This window comes from Pantoea sp. GL120224-02, assembly GCF_900215395.1.
Lineage (GTDB): Bacteria > Pseudomonadota > Gammaproteobacteria > Enterobacterales > Enterobacteriaceae > Pantoea > Pantoea communis.
In genome coordinates this window covers 20,155-35,938 of sequence record NZ_OBEC01000008.1, presented here as the reverse complement: position 1 = coordinate 35,938, position 15,784 = coordinate 20,155, and the positions used below count along the sequence as shown (strand labels likewise).

The window sequence follows — 15,784 nt, the reverse complement described above, 5'->3', positions numbered from 1 at the left end:
TATCAAAGCCAGCGCAAAACGCTGAGAATGTTAGGGCTATCATTTAAATCCCCGAATTGTCCATTCTGTGATCGGCTCTGCATTAAAGCTCAACGTTATTGGCGCATAGTCTTCTCCGATTCAAAATGTTAGCGCAATCATTTACAGGAGAACATCATGTCGAGTGTGAATTCCAGTGCCGTAAGCTATGCCAAAACAACAGGAGCCGGTAATGCCTCCGAGAGCGGTGACCGCATCGTTTGGGTCAATCTGTCACTGGCGTTTTTGCCGCTGGCCACGCCGGTGAGCGATGCCAAAGTGCTGACTGGACGCCAGAAGCCGCTGACAGAAGTGGCGATCATCGTCGCGGAGATCGAAACGCGTGACGGCTTTCAGGGCATCGGCTTCAGCTATTCCAAACGCGCGGGCGGCCAGGGCATTTACGCCCATGCTTGTGAAATTGCCGATGCGCTGATTGGTGAAGATCCCAATGACATCGACAAGATTTACACCAAACTGCTGTGGGCAGGCGCGTCCGTGGGCCGCAGCGGCATGGCGGTGCAGGCGATTTCACCGTTTGATATTGCACTTTGGGATATGAAAGCACGGCGTGCCCAATTACCCCTGGCAAAGCTGCTCGGCGCGCATCGTGATTCCGTGCAGTGCTACAACACTTCGGGCGGTTTCCTGCATACGCCGCTTGATCAGGTGATCAAAAATGTGGCTATCTCGCGTGAAAATGGCATTGGCGGCATCAAACTCAAAGTCGGCCAACCCAACACCGCTGAAGACTTGCGGCGCCTCACTGCGGTGCGTCAGACGCTGGGCGATGATTTCCCGCTAATGGTGGACGCGAACCAGCAGTGGGATCGTGAAACAGCGATTCGCATGGGACGTAAGATGGAGCAGTTCAATCTGGTGTGGATCGAAGAACCGCTCGATGCCTATGACGTGGAAGGCCACGCAGCACTGACTGCCGCGTTAGATACGCCGATTGCCACCGGTGAGATGCTCACCAGCTTCCGTGAACATGAGCAACTCATCCTTGGCAACGCCAGCGACTTTGTGCAGCCGGATGCGCCGCGCGTGGGCGGTATTACGCCATTCTTGCAGATCATGGGTCTGGCGGCGCGCCACGGACGTAAACTGGCACCCCACTTCGCGATGGAGATTCACATTCATCTCGCAGCAGCCTATCCCATCGAACCCTGGCTGGAGCATTTTGAATGGCTCAACCCGCTGTTCAATGAGCAGTTAGAACTGCGTGACGGTCGTATGTTGATATCCGATCGTCACGGCCTCGGCTTCAGTCTTAGCGAACAGGCGCGCCGCTGGACCACGCTGACGCATAGCGTGGGTAAACGTCCTTAGTGTGTCTTTGCACTGGCGTGACCGCTGAGCTGAGCCTTAGCCAGCGTGCGCGCCAGAATTGAAGAGTACAGCGGCTTGCCGCCAAAGAACTGTGCGGCAAGCGTTGCACCCAGGCAGGTGATGATCATCGGCAGAATCAACTGGTAGTTGTTGGTCATTTCCAACACCAGCACGATGCCGGTTAAGGGCGCGCGCACCGAAGCGGCAAACAGTGCGCCCATGCCTGCTACGGCAAAGGTCGCGGCCTCCAGTTGATAACCGGGGAACCAGTGAATGCACAGTTGACCAAAACAGGTACCCAGTAAGGTGCCCAGGGTGAGCATCGGCGCAAAGATCCCGCCCGGCGCGCCTGAAGAGAAGCAGCAAATTGTCACCAATGTCCGCAGGGCGAACAGACCGAACAAGGCCAGCGCGCTGTAACTTCCCGCAGAGAAATCGGGAATCAGCGTGATCCCCCCACTCACGGCAGCAGGCAGAAACAGGCCAAGCACACCACACAATCCCGCCAGCAGGCTGCCCCACATTACCCAGGCGGCAATGCGGCCTTGATGTAATCGTTGAAACTGATCCTGCGCGAGAAATATCAGGCGGTTAAACGCCACACCGCAGCCGCCAAACAGGATGCCGAGCAACAGATACAGCCATAGTGTATTGGTTGGCGCATCGCGCAACTGGCCGATGTTGATGATGGCTTCATTCCCGTTACACAAACGAAATACGATGCTGGAAACGATCACGCCGACAAACACTGCTTTGATTGAAATCAGGCTGTAGCGAAACTGCGGACGCATCTCTTCGATAATAAACAGGATGCCTGCCAGCGGCGCATTAAAAGCCGCCGATAACCCCGCCGCTGCGCCGGTAGCGATTAAGGTGTGGCGGGATTCAGACGATTTAACGCGGAACAGATCCAGACACATGCCGCCAATATTGCCGCCAATCTGCACGGTTGGGCCTTCGCGCCCTAGCACCATGCCTGAGCCCAGTGCACCCATGCCGCCGATAAACTTCACCGGCAGCACGCGCCACCAGCGCACCGGACGCAGTTCTTCCAGCGCCCCTTCGATTTCGGGTATGCCTGATCCGCCCGCTTCCGGCGCGAATCGCCGCACCAGAAAGTAACCAATAGCGCCGAGAATGGCGGCGACCAGAAAAGCACACAGGACTTTTAAAATCGGATGCGTGACGGCACTTTCCAGCCAGTTGAGGCGTAAATGCAGGATGAAATTGACCGCGCGGTCAAAGGCAACGCCGACCAGACCTGTGAGCACACCGACCAGTGCGGCCAACAGCAACAACGCCACGGGGGTTTTATCGCGACGCAACAGCTTTTGCAGCAACATAAAGCGCCCGGCGCGCATCGTATTCTCAGGCTGAGTGGCATTTTGCGAAACAGACATGCAGATCCTCAATTACATCAGCGCCGCATCTCCGGCGACGAAAAGCCGTCAGCATAGCCAAAGCTGGCGAGAGCGTAACGCAATCATTGGCAACAGAATTTTACGGTTGGCTGGGCAGCTCTCCGTAATGCACCGCCAGCCATACCGTGGGGCCCTGGCTATCGGTCCAGTTAACGCGGTGGTGGCAGCCCGCCGGGATATCGATAAAATCACCGGGTAACAGTGTGCGCTCTTCGCTTTCGCCTTCCAACTGCAATCCAGCCGAACCCTGTAAAATCATCACCCATTCACCTTGCGTCTGGCAGTACCAGAAATCCGGCGGACTGGCCTGTCCGGTTGAAACGATACGTTCAATCAGTACATTGGGTTGTGACAGCAGTGCTTCGAAGGTTTCGGCGCTGCCGGTTTGCGCCGCAGACGGAAAATCACGCAACAGATTGGTGAACATGATATGAGCCCGATGTTTTTGCTGGATTTATGCACTGTAACGCATGCTTCACCTGGAAGGCTCACAGAATTTTACGTCGCCCGTTGACGTGTTAGGGGCAAATCACCATGATCCTGGCCTTAAAGATCATGCTGTCTCTACTACCGCACTTCGATTGCCATACTCTTTATTGCGCAGCTGATAGCGGCTTCATGACTGCAGATACGTGCTATGAAACACGCCGAAAACGTATTTGAAACGGAAAAACAAGAAAATTGGAGCCATCTGGTGTCAGAACTCACAAATGGATTGCTGGAAGAAATTGTCGCTGAAGTCCGTCCGTTAACGCGTCAGGGTAAAGTGGCGGATTACATTCCCGCGCTGGCCGGTGTCGATGCCGATCAGCTCGGCATCGCCATTGTCACGCCAGATGGGCAGCATTTTCAGGCGGGCGATGCTTCCACGCGTTTTTCCATTCAGTCGATTTCCAAAGTGTTGTCGCTGACTGTAGCGTTGACGCTCTATGACGATGCTGAAATCTGGCAGCGCGTGGGCAAAGAGCCTTCCGGACAGGCGTTTAACTCGCTGGTTCAGCTAGAGCTGGAACAGGGCAAGCCGCGTAACCCTTTTATCAACGCCGGTGCGCTGGTGATGTGCGATTTGCTGGAAGGCCGCCTGACCGCACCACGTCAGCGCATGCTGGAGATTGTGCGTCGTCTGGCACAGCAAAACGATATTCACTATGACCGTGTGGTTGCGCGCTCTGAATACGAGCATTCCGCTCGCAATGCCGCGATTGCCTGGCTGATGAAGTCGTTTGGCAATTTTCACAATGACGTCAGCAAAGTGATGGAAACCTACTTCCATTACTGCTCGCTGTCGATGAGTTGTGAAGAGCTGGCGCGCACCTTCCTCTATCTCGCCAATCAAGGACGCAGCCAACACGATGAGTGGGCCGTGATTTCACCGCGGCAGGCACGCCAGGTCAATGCGCTGATGATGACCAGCGGCATGTATGACGGCGCTGGCGAGTTCGCCTGGCGTGTAGGAATGCCCGCGAAGTCGGGTGTGGGCGGCGGCATTGTTGCAGTTATTCCCGGAGAGATGTGTATCGCGGTGTGGTCGCCGGCGCTGGATCACTCAGGCAACTCCCTGGCGGGCACCGCGCTGCTGGAGAAACTTACCGAGCGACTGGGTCGCTCGATTTTTTAAACGCTCAGCTCACCACATGTGATGGGGTGCCCTGAGCAAATCCTTCCAGATTGGCTTCGATGCCGCGCAGCAGATTCGTCACACCTTGCTGGCTGGCCCAGGCGATGTGTGGTGTCAGCAGCAGGTTAGGAATTTCCGGTTGCAACAGCGGATGATCGGCTGCTGGTGGTTCACTGCTGAGCACATCCAGCGCTGCACCGGCAATCACACCCTGACGCAGCGCGTGGGCCAGTTCCGTTTCATTGATCAGTCCACCGCGTGCAGTGTTGATTAGCCAGGCTGACGGCTTCATCTGCGCCAGCGCCTGCAAATCGATTAACTGCTGAGTTTGCGGCGTCAGCGGGCAATGCAAGCTCAACACATCACTACGCGCCAGCACCTCTTCAAACGGAACATAACCAGCGCGCGGCGCTGAACTGCCTTTGCGGTCCGCGTAGAGTACCGTCATGCCGAGCGCTTCTGCCATCGCACCCACCGCGCTGCCGATGTCGCCTTTGCCGACAATCCCTAAGGTCGCACCGAAAATATCCTGAATCGGCTGGCGATGCACACAAAAATGCGACGATGCAGGCCAGGCCGCGCGCGTGCTGTTGGCGTAATCCACCAGATGGCGACGCAGGGCAAATAAGGCGGCAATCACGCCTTCGGAGACGCTTCGCGTGGAGTAGCCGGGCACATTACTGACCACAATGCCGCGTTCACGACATGCATCCAAATCGATGCAGTCGTAACCCGTTGCCGCGACACAGATGTAGCGCAGATCCGGCAACTGTTTCAGTGTTTCCGCGCGCAGCGGCACTTTGTTGGTGATGGCAATCTGCGCGCCCTTTAAGGCAGAAATAATGTCGTGCTGTGCCGTTGTTCCACGAAAATCCCATTCCGTACACCACTCCGGGCGTGTCGGCGGTGTAGGCAGCGTATCACCATCCAGCATCACTATTTTCATCGCTTCTCCGTTTACATGTTTCCGCACTGTTCTCATCAGGTTGCATTTAGGTTAACAAATACAGCGCGTAAAGTGACTTTTTTCAAAAGGTGCGAATTTTTTCTAAATTAGCCTGAGTTTCTGTAACCCTTCTGCGGCAATGGCGTTACACTTCGGCCTCATTTGTTGAATCATTTCGTCGCCGCCATGACCTTTTCACATCAACTTCGCCAGCGCCTGACTGCCTGTATCGCCATCCTGGCGGTGCTGCTGCTGTTTGTCGCGCCGATCGTATCGAAGTCGTTGATGGAACGGCAAAGCCGCATGATGGATATGCCGTCCCACGGCATGACGTCTGAAATGTCGATGCATCATCACGAAATGATGATGGATATGGCGATGCCGGGCATGGACCATCACATGATGGAAGACGGTGAATTCGCCTGCGGCTACTGTGACTTGCTGGTGCATGTGCCGTTGATGATGTGGGTGTTCATCCCGTTCATCTGGCTGATGATGGTGATTTCTCGCGCCCCACCGCTGCCGCCTCTGCAGGCTCCGGTGATCCGACGCTTTAGCCCAACACACCGTCCGCGTGCGCCGCCTGCTGTTCTCTCCTGCTGATAACATCATTAACGACGCACCTTTTTGCGTCACGGCATTCTCTAACCGGAAGGAAGACGGCTTTGTCTGCTGCTTACTCTGCAGCACCGCGTGGTGCGGTGCTTAATCTACTTCGTCGCTTACATTTTTATATTGGCCTGTTTGTCGCGCCCTTTATTTTTGTCGCGGCACTCAGCGGCACGCTCTATGTGCTGACGCCACAACTGGAAAACGTCATCTACTCCGATGCGTTAACGGCACAACCCAATGGCCCTGCGCAGCCACTGTCTGCGCAAATCAGCGCGGCACGCGCCTACGCAGGTGAGAAACAGCACATTTACGCTGTGCGGCCTGCGCCAGGCGCAACGGATACCACTCGCGTACAGTTCAGCGATGCCTCACTGGGTGCTTCGCAGTCTCGCGCGGTGTTTATCGATCCTTATAGCCTGAAAGTTAAAGGCGATATGACGGTGTACGGCACCAGCGGTGTACTGCCGTTGCGTACCACGCTTGATCTGCTGCACAGCAGTCTGCTGTTGGGTGATTTTGGCCGCAACTACAGCGAGCTCGCGGCGTCCTGGTTGTGGGTTGCCGCACTGGGCGGCGTGGTGCTGTGGCTGGGCACGCGCCCGAAACGTAAGCTGAAAGCCGCGCGCAAGGGATTCGCCTTTAGCCGCCACTGGCATATCACGCTGGGTCTAACGCTGGTGCTGGGATTGGTATTCTTCTCCGCCACCGGTTTAACCTGGTCGCAGTGGGCGGGTAATAATATTGACCGCTGGCGTACGGAGTTGAACTGGCTGACACCGCAGGTCAACACCTCACTCAATGGCGATACGGCGCCCGCCGATCCTCATGCTGACCATCACAGCATGCCAGGGATGCCTGATATGGATATGTCGGATATGGACATGTCCAAAATGTCGATGTCATCAATGACAAAACCGGTTGCACAGCCCGCGAAGCCAATGCCTGACAATCTGCCGGACAGTGACTGGGATCGCGTACTCAACGCCGCCCGCCAGGATGGATTGAGCGCCAGTAAGCTAGAGTTACGTCAGCCGAAAAGCGCGGACAAAGCATGGGCAGTGACCGAAATCGATCGAAGCTGGCCGACACGGGTTGATGCGGTTTCCGTAAATCCGCAGGACTTCACGATTGTTGATCACGTCTATTTCGCCCAGTTCCCACTGGTGGCAAAACTGACGCGCTGGGGCGTGGATGCGCATATGGGCGTGCTGTTTGGCTTGCCTAACCAACTGCTGTTGGCGTTCTTTGGACTTGGTTTATGCACGATGATCGTGCTGGGTTATCGCATGTGGTGGGCTCGCCGTCCGCAGCAAGCGGAAGCCAGCCCGGCGAAAACATTAACCGAAACCTGGCTCGCCATACCGCACTACAGTAAAGGCACCTGCTTGATAGTGGCGTTGGCGCTGGGTTATGCGCTGCCGGTGATGGGCGTAAGCCTGCTGGCGTTTTTACTGATCGATATTCTGCGCTGGCGTAAACAGCAACGTGTTCCGATGACCGAAGCAGAGATTCTGGCGTCGCAGCAGTCACCGCTTGGCATTATTCGCGCCCGCTTTACGGTGAAGCGCAAGGAGATGCGTAACTTCCTGCGCGGCGTGTGCATTCTGGCGGTGATTGTCGTTTCGGTGATGAGCAATGCGATTATTGGCGGAGTGATCGATCAATACGGTATCCCGTTTAGCCACTGGTCATTGACGATGTACATCACGCAGGGGTTGATGATTGCCTTATACAGCGCAGTGTTCACCGCACTGATGTCGATTCCGTTGTGGTATTTCTTCCTGGGCGAAAGCGATCCACAAGGTAAATAAGGGTTGGTGCGCAAGGATGCGCACCTCATCTCATCAACGAGACTTAAAAATCCGCTTTGAGTACCACGCGATAATGGGCTTTTCCCGCTCTCACATGTTCTAACGCGGCATTGACCTGCGACATCGGAAATTCCTCCACCTGTGGAGCGATATCCACGCGGGCGGCTAACTTGAGCAAGGTACGCAACTGAGCGGGAGAACCGGTTGAAGATCCTGTTAGCGCACGATCGCCGACAATCAAACTGAACGCCGGAACCTCAAACGGCTTCATCACCGCGCCCACCGTGTGGAACTTGCCTTGTCGCGCCAGTGCCTGGTAGTAGGGCTTCCAGTCTAAATCCACGGCAACGGTGCTGATGATCAGATCAAACTGACCAGTTAATGCATTCAGGGCTTCCGCATCGCGGCTGTTTACCACCCGATTGGCGCCCATCGCCAGAATGGAGTCGGTTTTACTGGCATTGGAGCTGAAGGCGGTGACTTCCGCGCCCATCGCACGCAGCAGCTTAATCGCCATGTGTCCTAACCCACCGATACCAATCACCCCTACGCGGCTGGTGGCGTTGATGTTATGCATGAGTAACGGCTTAAATACCGTGATACCACCGCACAGCAGTGGACCCGCAGACGCCAAATCCAACGACTCGGGCAACGGGATCACCCATTGCCAATTGGCACGAAGATGGCTGGCGAAACCACCACGGTTATTAATGGTCGAGACTTTGCCATTTTCGCAATTGACCTGATCGCCTGCGATGCAGGCATCACAGTGATGGCAGCTTTTTGCCGTCCAGCCGATACCGACGCGTTGCCCGATGCTGAGCCCTTTGTTTTGCGCCGCCTCTCCCAGCGCCGCCACGCGACCAATCACTTCATGTCCGGCAATCAACGGATAACGTGAACCGCCCCACTCATTGTCGATCATCGACAAGTCGGAATGGCACACGCCGCAGTAATCGACTTCAACCTGTACGTCTTCCGCTGCCAGCGGGCCGGCATCATATTCATAAGGCACTAACGCCTCACCCGCTTGCAGAGCGGCATAGCTGGAAATCTTCATCGCTGTCCTCGGAGTTTTGCTCGATAGAGCATCAGAGTAGCAAAGTGATGAGCAATATAATGCTGAATAATCAGGTTATTAGTAAGGGGAATGCTGTTTGGAAGGACGATGCAGCTTAAGAATGGAGGGGCGAAGAATCGGTGCGCACGCTGCGCACCGTAAGACTTCAGGTCGGCATGGCTGCACTGCAACGCAATAGTCGGACCCTCATCTGACATTGAAGTTGCAAGGGCACGGCTGCCGACTTTATCACCATGTTAGAAATCCGCTTTCAGCACTACGCGGTAATTCGCTTTACCGGCGCGGACATGATCCAGCGCGTCGTTGATTTTCGACATCGGGAACGCTTCTACCGTTGGCGCAACGTCAGCACGCGATGCCAGTTTCATTAACGAACGCAACTGGCCCGGAGAACCGGTGGATGATCCTGTCACGGCACGGTCACCCATGATCAGGCTGAAAGCCGGAACTTCAAAGGGCTTCATCACGGCACCCACGGTGTGGAATTTACCGTGCGGTGCCAGCGCCTGGAAGTACGGTTGCCAGTCCAAATCAACCGCAACGGTGCTGATGATCAGATCAAACTGGCCTGCCAGCGCGTTCAATGCTTGTGGATCACGGCTGTTCACCACGCGATCCGCACCCATCGCCAGGATAGATTCCGTTTTACTGGCGTTGGAGCTGAACGCAGTCACTTCCGCACCCATCGCACGCAACAGTTTGATCGCCATGTGGCCAAGGCCACCGATGCCGATCACGCCCACACGACTGGTGGCATTGATGTTGTGCATCAGCAGCGGTTTGAACACGGTGATACCGCCGCACAGCAGTGGGCCGGCAGTGGTGATATCCATTGACTCTGGCAGCGGGATCACCCATTGCCAGTCAGCACGCAGATGGCTGGCGAAACCACCTTTGTTCATGATGGTTGGCACTGAACCGTTTTCGCAGTTAACCTGCTCACCGTTGATACAGGCATTACAGTGCTGGCAGCTTTTCGCTGTCCAGCCGATGCCCACGCGCTGACCAACTTTCAGCCCTTTATTCTGTGCGGCTTCACCTAATGCACTGATGCGGCCAATCACTTCATGGCCCGCGATCACCGGGAAGGCTGAGATGCCCCACTCGTTATCAATCATCGACAGGTCAGAGTGGCAAACGCCACAGTAATCGACCTCAACCTGTACCTCTTCAGCTGCCAGCGGACCGGCCTCATACTCAAAAGGCACCAGCGCTTCGCCTGCGTTCATCGCGGCATAACTTTTGATTTTCATTACTGTCCTCTGTTTCAGCGTTTTGACGCTCTAGTTTAGCAGAGCGCACGCCAGGATTATGACGATAAATCAATCAATTATCCGCGATTTGTAAGAAAAGCATTCAAGGTTAAAGCGGATCATGATTGAGCGGGCTGCGAAAAGCGTGGCGTGCCGCTTCAACCAACTGGCTGGCTGTTACTGTGGCCGGCAAGCGCGTCAGCACTTTGCTGGCTTGCCAGTAACACAGCACCATCTCTTCATCTGTTTCGTTTTCGGCCATTTCACGCAACCGTCTACGCAGGGTTATCACATCCAACGTTTGCTGCTCATCCACCATCTCCGCGATGGTCTGGTTAATGACCTGATGGATGATTTTCCAGGATATTTCGGCAAACACATTGAACCTCGTTGCTTATCTATTGGCTCCAGGCAAATGAATAAACCGTGCGGCGCTGACCGCACAAAAAGAGAACAAAGCTGGCATAACTATAGCCGCTTATTTTCTGAGCAAATGCCGGAACAGCGGACATTCTTGTAGTTAACGGATCTATAAAATGATTTTTATTTTGCATCGTGCTGACGACCGCAAATGTCCTTGTAACAAAAAAGCATAAACCTAAGCTGGCTGTCGTCGCCGCGCTTTGCCAAAGTAGGGCAACGTTTAACCTCGCAACAGGGAATGAATATGAGTCAAACCACTGCTTTACACGCCGATCCATTAATCTGGGGCCACGGCCCCAAAGTGTTTGAAGTGTTTCTGGAACCTACCTGCCCGTTCTCAGTCCGTGCTTTTAATAAGCTGGATGCGCTGCTGGCATTGGTGGGGGAAGATAAGATGACGCTGAAGATTCGGCTGCAATCCCAGCCATGGCATATGTATTCCGGACTGATCGTTCGTTACATCCTCGCCGCATCCACTTTGCCAGAGGGCAAAGCCGCTGCAAAACGTGTGCTGCAGGCGGTCGCCGATCATCGTGAGGAGTTTGAGTTCACCGATCACAGTCATGGGCCCAATATGGACGCGACGCCGAACCAAATCCTTGCACGTTTGCAGCAGTACAGCGGCATCGATGCACACGCGCCGTTCCTGCGCGCCGAGCTGCAGAACGAAATTAAATGGCATTGTAAATATTCGCGCCAGAACGGTATTCACGTCTCACCCACCTTTATCACCAACGGCCTGGTGCAGTTGGATATTGGCAGCGGTGATGATATTGAGTCCTGGGCACAGCGCATTCTCGCCTGATGTCGTCAGCCCGCTCCGGCGGGCTATCCCCATATTTCGCAACAGATTTCAGCTTGCACTGATTGCACAATTTCCGATAATCGTTATCTACCTAATTATATAGCGAGAAAGGGAATGCAAGTCAGATACCTCACAGCATTGATGTTAACCGCCGCCGCGGGCCTCAGCCTGCAAGCACAAGCCAGTACCGATATTCGCGTAACTTATGCTGGTTCGATGGGGAAAGTGATGGACCAGTCTTTAGGTCCAGCCTTTGCCAAACAGAACGACGGAAAATATGAAGGGCAAGGCCAGGGCGCATACGGCATGGCACGTCTGCTGGCGAGTAAAAAAATCACTGCTGACGTGTTCGTCTCCATCACGCCAGGCCCGATGCAGATCTTAAAAGATGCTGGATTGATTGATGGTGCCGTACCGGTTGCCAGCACCAGCATGGTGGTGGCGTACAGCCCTAAAGGGAAATTTGCTCAGCAGTTTGCACAGGCCAAAGGCACAGACGCTAGCTGGCTGAAAGTGCTGGCGACACCGGGCATTAAGTTCGGGCGTACTGATCCGATTAACGATCCAAAAGGCCAGAACATTATCTTTACCCTGCTGCTGGCTGAGAAGTATTACAAGCAGCCGGGCATCGCCGATAAAATTCTTGGTGGCTACCAAAACCCTGCTCAGACCCATCTTGAAGGTGGCCTGCTGGCTCGTCTGGAGAGTGGTCAGGTCGATGCCGCGGCAGGTTATGAGAGTGAAGTGATATCCGCGCATCTGCCTTACGTGGCGCTGCCGGATGAGATCAACCTGAGCAACCCAGACATGGCAAAACAGTGGTATGACACTGTCAGCTTCAGCGTCAAAGATAGCGCGGGCAAAGATAAAGTGCTGCACACTCAACCGCTGGTTTACTACGCAGCCGTGCTGAAAAACGCTCCGCACGGTGCGGCGGCGGGTAAAGCCTTTGTCGATTTCATGCTGAGTAAGCCAGGTCAGGCGCTGTTTAAACAGAATGGCTACGCCGCGCCGAAAGGCGGAGCTGTTTATCAGTAATGAAGACCGGTCACGCCACCGCGCTTTGGTTGTCACTGCCAGCACTGATGTTGCTGGCAGTGCCATTCGTCACCCTGATTGGTGTCACTCAATGGCAGCACATGCACCTTGCCTGGGGCGATGGCAGTGCCATCTCCACCTCTTTGGGATTGGGCGCGATTGCGCTGCTGTTGATCTTTATCAGCGGATTGCCGGTGGCGTGGTGGTTGTCGCAGGCAAAGGGTCGCGCACGCGCCATTGTGGAACTGTTGGTGATGATTCCATTACTGACGCCTCCGCTGGCAATGGGGATTTTACTGGTGAGCGCTTACGGACCTTATAGTGTTCCGGGGGAATTACTGGGGAAATTTGGCTGGACGCTGGTTAACAATCCTGCCGCGTTTATTCTGGCGCAATGGTACGGCGCACTGCCCTACTTCATTACCACTGCGCGTTCCGCTTTTGCGGGCGTTCCGCAGGATATTCTGGATGCCGGTCGTACCTTAGGTGCCTCACCGTGGCAAGGATTTTGGCGTTTGTCGGTTCCGCTGGCCGCGCCGGGTTTGGCCTCTGCAACAGCTTTGGCGTGGGTGCGCGCCATGGGTGAGTTCGGCATTGTCATGATTTTCGCCTATTTCCCTCAGGGCATGCCGGTTCAGCTTTATAACAATCTGCAAAATGACGGCGTCGATGCGGTGTACGTACTGCTGTGGTTGCTGCTGTTGTTTACCTTACCGGTGCCGCTGCTGTGTTTTGTGACGTCAAGACGCGTACGTTATGGCAGTTCATCAGTGGAGTCATAGCGCGGCAGGGAAACCGATATTCCGTAGCGGGTGGCCTGCAGGACGTGCCCTGGCTATGTTGGACAGGCTAATTGAAATGACACGACAGACCATGTGCTTGATGGGCGCAATATATTGCGCCCATCATGACTTAATCAATCGCTTTCAATGCATCCAGCGCGCAAGCCTCATCAAGATTACCGCCCGGCGCACCACCGACACCAATCGCACCAATCACCTGATTACCACTTTTTACCGGCACGCCACCGGCTAACAGCAGAAAGCCTGGTACGTCACGCATATTCTGCGCGCCTGGATTGTTCTGTGCCGTTTCCATCACTTTGCCACTCAGATTCCTGGTACTCAACGCGGTGTAGGCCTTCATACGGCTCGCTTCTACGGTGTGCGGACCGGCATTGTCCATACGCTGTACCGCAGTCACTAAACCTGCGCGATCTACTACTGTCACGGTGACATTGTAATTTTTTGCTGCGCAGGACTGAATAGCTACGCTGGCCAGTTTTTGCGCCTCAGCCAATGACAGATTGGATTCAGTCACGGCGGCCTGGCTGCCAAAAGAAACAAATGCCGCCGCAGCAGCAATCAAAGAAAGGCGAATAGTCATGTGTCACTCCTGAGTTATGTTAGGTGACACTGTAAAATGAGAGCAGGTTAATAAATATTCGGGTGATCACGCGTTCTGCCAGGTAGTTATACCTGGTTAAGTTGCTGCCAGGCGTGAATCAGTTGCGCAAGATTGTCCATTTCCAGTTTAGTCAGAACTGCGGCGCGATGGGCTTCAACCGTTCGTGGTGACAGCGATAAATCACGCGCTATCTCTTTACTGGTTTGCCCGGCAATCATCAGTTGCATCACTTCGTTTTCACGCACCGACAACAATGCAAAACGCGACTGCAAAATCTGTTGCGCCTGCCAGCGCTGCGCGCGCTGTTCACTTTCATGCATTGCCTGGTGCACGCTTTCCAGCAACGGTTCAATCTCTAACGGTTTGGTGTAGAACTCGAAAGCCCCCTGACGGAACGCACGGCGACAGGCTTCAATCGTGCCATGACCGGTCATGATGATCACCGGCAGCAGCGGATGCCTTTCGCCCTTCTCTGCCAACCAGCTAAGGCCACTGATGCCCGGCATGCGGACGTCCAGCAACAAACAGCCGCGCAGCGGTTCCTGCGCTGACGTAGCCGCCTCAAATGAGGCCAAATCAGCAAAGTCGGCAACGTCATATTCCAGCGTTCTCAAGAGAAAACCCAATGATTCACGCACCGACAAATCATCATCCACTAACCAAACTTTTGCGCTCATTCCGTTACTCCGCCAGTGGGAAAATTAGGGTGATTTCCGCGCCGCCTTCGGCGCGGTTTGCCAGCCGCAGCTGGCCATTCATGCGTAACATCAAGCTCTCAACCAGCGTCATGCCAAGCCCCATGCTTTCTGGTCGCGAGCTGTAAAACGGCATACAGGCCTGCGCTAATCCTTCGACAGAAAAGCCTGGTCCGTTATCACTGATGATGATTTTAATCTCGTGCGCCAGGCGTTCTGAATTGATAGCCACCCACGCATCCGCCTGCCCTTGCTGCATGTGGATCGCATTTTGTAGCAGATTGTGAAAGACCTGTTCGAGCCATTGTTCGTCGCCGATAACACGCGCGTGGTCATGCTGAAACTGCTGATGAAGCACCACAGCGCCCGCATCCAGTTCTTGTTGTAATAGCACCGTGACTCGCCGCCATGTTGATTCAACACCGATCGCAGTCATCGCCACCGGGCGTTCGCTGACAATGTCGCGAAAACGTTGCAGCAATCCGGCCAATCGTTCAGTTTGTAAACTGATGGCACCGAGTGTCTGCGGCAGGCTATCGTGTTTGCCTTGCTTAAGCAGCAGCTGACTGGTGTGTAACCACGTGTTAATCGCGGTGAGCGGCTGGTTAATTTCATGGATGATACCCGCCGTGAATTCACCCAAAGATTCACGCCGCGTGCGCTGGAAATAGTCAGCCCGCAGACGCATTTCGACGTTTTGTCGCCAGTGACGCAATAATCCCCAACCGAGAAAACCGATGATGAGCCACAACGTCAAAGCCAGCAGGGGCGGAGCGACATGCAGCGCACGCCAATCAGGATTCGCGCTGCCTTTAATTAGAAAAGGTTGGTAGAGGTTGATAAACGGACGCTGCCATTGCCAGCGCGCCGTTTCAGAATAGGCCAAAGTTAATATTGCGGGCTGAGAATGAATATGAAATGCAAGTGCCAGCCCGACCTCTGGGGCTTGCACGGCAAAATGCAAATCCACCAGCATGCGGAATTGTCGATAGGGGTTATACAGCCAGTACCGTCCTTCGCTGGCATCTTCAAACCGCGGGCCGGTTAGCGGCCTGTTCTGTGTGTGCTCAAGCTGCACGATTTGCGGAAATTTCTTCTGCAATTCAGTGAGGTTTTCATCACCCGTCAATAATGGCAACAGAGTTTCATTCTGCGTTAAATAGGCCGCAATACGACTGAACTGCTGATGGAATTCCGCTTCATGCGTGCGCTGTTGATCCAGGATTTGTTCGGCAAGTAATGCGAACAAAGTCACCAGCGTGAGAAGTAGCCAGACCAGCCAATACCTTTTCATCCATGGGCGGTAAGTGTGAGGCATAGTTTT

General features: G+C 54.6%; 16 protein-coding genes. 7 read left to right on the top strand and 9 right to left on the bottom strand.

The genetic code is table 11. The features are described 5' to 3' along the window. Nucleotides 1-153: 153 nt before the first annotated feature. The gene (locus tag CRO33_RS15640; protein WP_097118733.1) at nt 154-1,350 is read left to right on the top strand and encodes an L-talarate/galactarate dehydratase; all 1,197 of its coding nucleotides are present in this window, start codon (nt 154-156) and stop codon (nt 1,348-1,350) included. On the opposite strand, the gene clcA is transcribed toward CRO33_RS15640, so the two are convergent. Beyond that, nucleotides 1,347-2,750 (bottom strand): H(+)/Cl(-) exchange transporter ClcA, encoded by a 1,404-nt coding sequence (gene clcA / locus CRO33_RS15635; protein ID WP_097118732.1) that lies wholly within the window; start codon nt 2,748-2,750, stop codon nt 1,347-1,349. The genes CRO33_RS15640 and clcA overlap by 4 nt on opposite strands. Nucleotides 2,751-2,850: 100 nt before the next feature. Beyond that, nucleotides 2,851-3,198, bottom strand: a complete 348-nt coding sequence (locus CRO33_RS15630; protein WP_097118731.1) for a cupin domain-containing protein — start codon at nt 3,196-3,198, stop codon at nt 2,851-2,853. Between the two features lie 264 nt (nt 3,199-3,462). On the opposite strand from CRO33_RS15630, the gene glsB reads away from it, so the two are divergent. Beyond that, nucleotides 3,463-4,389: a glutaminase B gene (glsB, locus tag CRO33_RS15625; RefSeq protein ID WP_097118893.1), complete on the top strand. Its 927-nt coding sequence runs from the start codon at nt 3,463-3,465 to the stop codon at nt 4,387-4,389. Between the two features lie 4 nt (nt 4,390-4,393). On the opposite strand, the gene CRO33_RS15620 is transcribed toward glsB, so the two are convergent. Beyond that, the gene (locus tag CRO33_RS15620; RefSeq protein WP_097118730.1) at nt 4,394-5,335 is read right to left on the bottom strand and encodes a D-2-hydroxyacid dehydrogenase; all 942 of its coding nucleotides are present in this window, start codon (nt 5,333-5,335) and stop codon (nt 4,394-4,396) included. Between the two features lie 186 nt (nt 5,336-5,521). On the opposite strand from CRO33_RS15620, the gene CRO33_RS15615 reads away from it, so the two are divergent. Together CRO33_RS15615 and CRO33_RS15610 are read left to right on the top strand one after the other, a co-directional pair. Further along, complete coding sequence (locus CRO33_RS15615) at nt 5,522-5,938, top strand: DUF2946 domain-containing protein (RefSeq protein WP_097118729.1); 417 nt, start codon at nt 5,522-5,524, stop codon at nt 5,936-5,938. A gap of 62 nt (nt 5,939-6,000) precedes the next feature. Continuing rightward, the gene (locus CRO33_RS15610; protein ID WP_097118728.1) at nt 6,001-7,758 is read left to right on the top strand and encodes a DUF2534 family protein; all 1,758 of its coding nucleotides are present in this window, start codon (nt 6,001-6,003) and stop codon (nt 7,756-7,758) included. A gap of 43 nt (nt 7,759-7,801) precedes the next feature. Here CRO33_RS15610 and ahr (CRO33_RS15605) read toward each other — a convergent pair whose 3' ends face one another. The 3 genes from ahr (CRO33_RS15605) to CRO33_RS15595 all read right to left on the bottom strand — a co-directional run bounded on the left by ahr (CRO33_RS15605) (nt 7,802) and on the right by CRO33_RS15595 (nt 10,471). Then, on the bottom strand, nt 7,802-8,818 hold the full coding sequence (gene ahr, locus CRO33_RS15605; RefSeq protein ID WP_097118727.1) for an NADPH-dependent aldehyde reductase Ahr: 1,017 nt from the start codon (nt 8,816-8,818) through the stop codon (nt 7,802-7,804). Nucleotides 8,819-9,075: 257 nt separating this feature from the next. Then, a complete protein-coding gene (ahr, locus tag CRO33_RS15600) occupies nt 9,076-10,092 on the bottom strand; it encodes an NADPH-dependent aldehyde reductase Ahr (RefSeq protein ID WP_034830227.1) in 1,017 nt (338 codons plus the stop codon). A 109-nt stretch (nt 10,093-10,201) separates the two neighbouring features. Continuing rightward, nucleotides 10,202-10,471 carry a hypothetical protein gene (locus CRO33_RS15595; protein ID WP_034830226.1) on the bottom strand — a complete coding sequence of 90 codons (270 nt, stop codon included), beginning with the start codon at nt 10,469-10,471 and terminating at the stop codon, nt 10,202-10,204. 288 nt (nt 10,472-10,759) lie between these two features. Between CRO33_RS15595 and CRO33_RS15590 the strand changes: the two genes are divergently transcribed. From CRO33_RS15590 to CRO33_RS15580, 3 genes are all read left to right on the top strand, one after another. Beyond that, nucleotides 10,760-11,320 (top strand): hypothetical protein, encoded by a 561-nt coding sequence (locus CRO33_RS15590; RefSeq protein WP_034830218.1) that lies wholly within the window; start codon nt 10,760-10,762, stop codon nt 11,318-11,320. 114 nt (nt 11,321-11,434) lie between these two features. Further along, nucleotides 11,435-12,358 carry an extracellular solute-binding protein gene (locus tag CRO33_RS15585; protein WP_097118726.1) on the top strand — a complete coding sequence of 308 codons (924 nt, stop codon included), beginning with the start codon at nt 11,435-11,437 and terminating at the stop codon, nt 12,356-12,358. Further along, the gene (locus tag CRO33_RS15580; protein ID WP_097118725.1) at nt 12,358-13,140 is read left to right on the top strand and encodes a molybdate ABC transporter permease subunit; all 783 of its coding nucleotides are present in this window, start codon (nt 12,358-12,360) and stop codon (nt 13,138-13,140) included. Before CRO33_RS15585 ends, CRO33_RS15580 begins: the two co-directional genes overlap by 1 nt. Before the next feature lie 130 nt (nt 13,141-13,270). On the opposite strand, the gene CRO33_RS15575 is transcribed toward CRO33_RS15580, so the two are convergent. From CRO33_RS15575 to CRO33_RS15565, 3 genes are all read right to left on the bottom strand, one after another. Beyond that, a complete protein-coding gene (locus tag CRO33_RS15575) occupies nt 13,271-13,744 on the bottom strand; it encodes a GlcG/HbpS family heme-binding protein (RefSeq protein WP_097118724.1) in 474 nt (157 codons plus the stop codon). 86 nt (nt 13,745-13,830) lie between these two features. Next, the gene (locus CRO33_RS15570) at nt 13,831-14,442 is read right to left on the bottom strand and encodes a response regulator transcription factor (protein ID WP_045834320.1); all 612 of its coding nucleotides are present in this window, start codon (nt 14,440-14,442) and stop codon (nt 13,831-13,833) included. Between the two features lie 4 nt (nt 14,443-14,446). Continuing rightward, nucleotides 14,447-15,778, bottom strand: a complete 1,332-nt coding sequence (locus tag CRO33_RS15565; protein ID WP_097118723.1) for a sensor histidine kinase — start codon at nt 15,776-15,778, stop codon at nt 14,447-14,449. Nucleotides 15,779-15,784 lie beyond the last annotated feature (6 nt).

What these genes read in the sequence shown, in the direction of transcription:
- clcA (WP_097118732.1), bottom strand. Translation starts at nt 2,750, where the DNA reads ATGTCTGTTTCGCAAAATGCCACTCAGCCTGAGAATACGATGCGCGCC.
- CRO33_RS15630 (WP_097118731.1), bottom strand. Translation starts at nt 3,198, where the DNA reads ATGTTCACCAATCTGTTGCGTGATTTTCCGTCTGCGGCGCAAACCGGC.
- CRO33_RS15620 (WP_097118730.1), bottom strand. Translation starts at nt 5,335, where the DNA reads ATGAAAATAGTGATGCTGGATGGTGATACGCTGCCTACACCGCCGACA.
- CRO33_RS15615 (WP_097118729.1), top strand. Translation starts at nt 5,522, where the DNA reads ATGACCTTTTCACATCAACTTCGCCAGCGCCTGACTGCCTGTATCGCC.
- ahr (WP_097118727.1), bottom strand. Translation starts at nt 8,818, where the DNA reads ATGAAGATTTCCAGCTATGCCGCTCTGCAAGCGGGTGAGGCGTTAGTG.
- ahr (WP_034830227.1), bottom strand. Translation starts at nt 10,092, where the DNA reads ATGAAAATCAAAAGTTATGCCGCGATGAACGCAGGCGAAGCGCTGGTG.
- CRO33_RS15590 (WP_034830218.1), top strand. Translation starts at nt 10,760, where the DNA reads ATGAGTCAAACCACTGCTTTACACGCCGATCCATTAATCTGGGGCCAC.
- CRO33_RS15585 (WP_097118726.1), top strand. Translation starts at nt 11,435, where the DNA reads ATGCAAGTCAGATACCTCACAGCATTGATGTTAACCGCCGCCGCGGGC.
- CRO33_RS15580 (WP_097118725.1), top strand. Translation starts at nt 12,358, where the DNA reads ATGAAGACCGGTCACGCCACCGCGCTTTGGTTGTCACTGCCAGCACTG.
- CRO33_RS15575 (WP_097118724.1), bottom strand. Translation starts at nt 13,744, where the DNA reads ATGACTATTCGCCTTTCTTTGATTGCTGCTGCGGCGGCATTTGTTTCT.
- CRO33_RS15570 (WP_045834320.1), bottom strand. Translation starts at nt 14,442, where the DNA reads ATGAGCGCAAAAGTTTGGTTAGTGGATGATGATTTGTCGGTGCGTGAA.
- CRO33_RS15565 (WP_097118723.1), bottom strand. Translation starts at nt 15,778, where the DNA reads ATGCCTCACACTTACCGCCCATGGATGAAAAGGTATTGGCTGGTCTGG.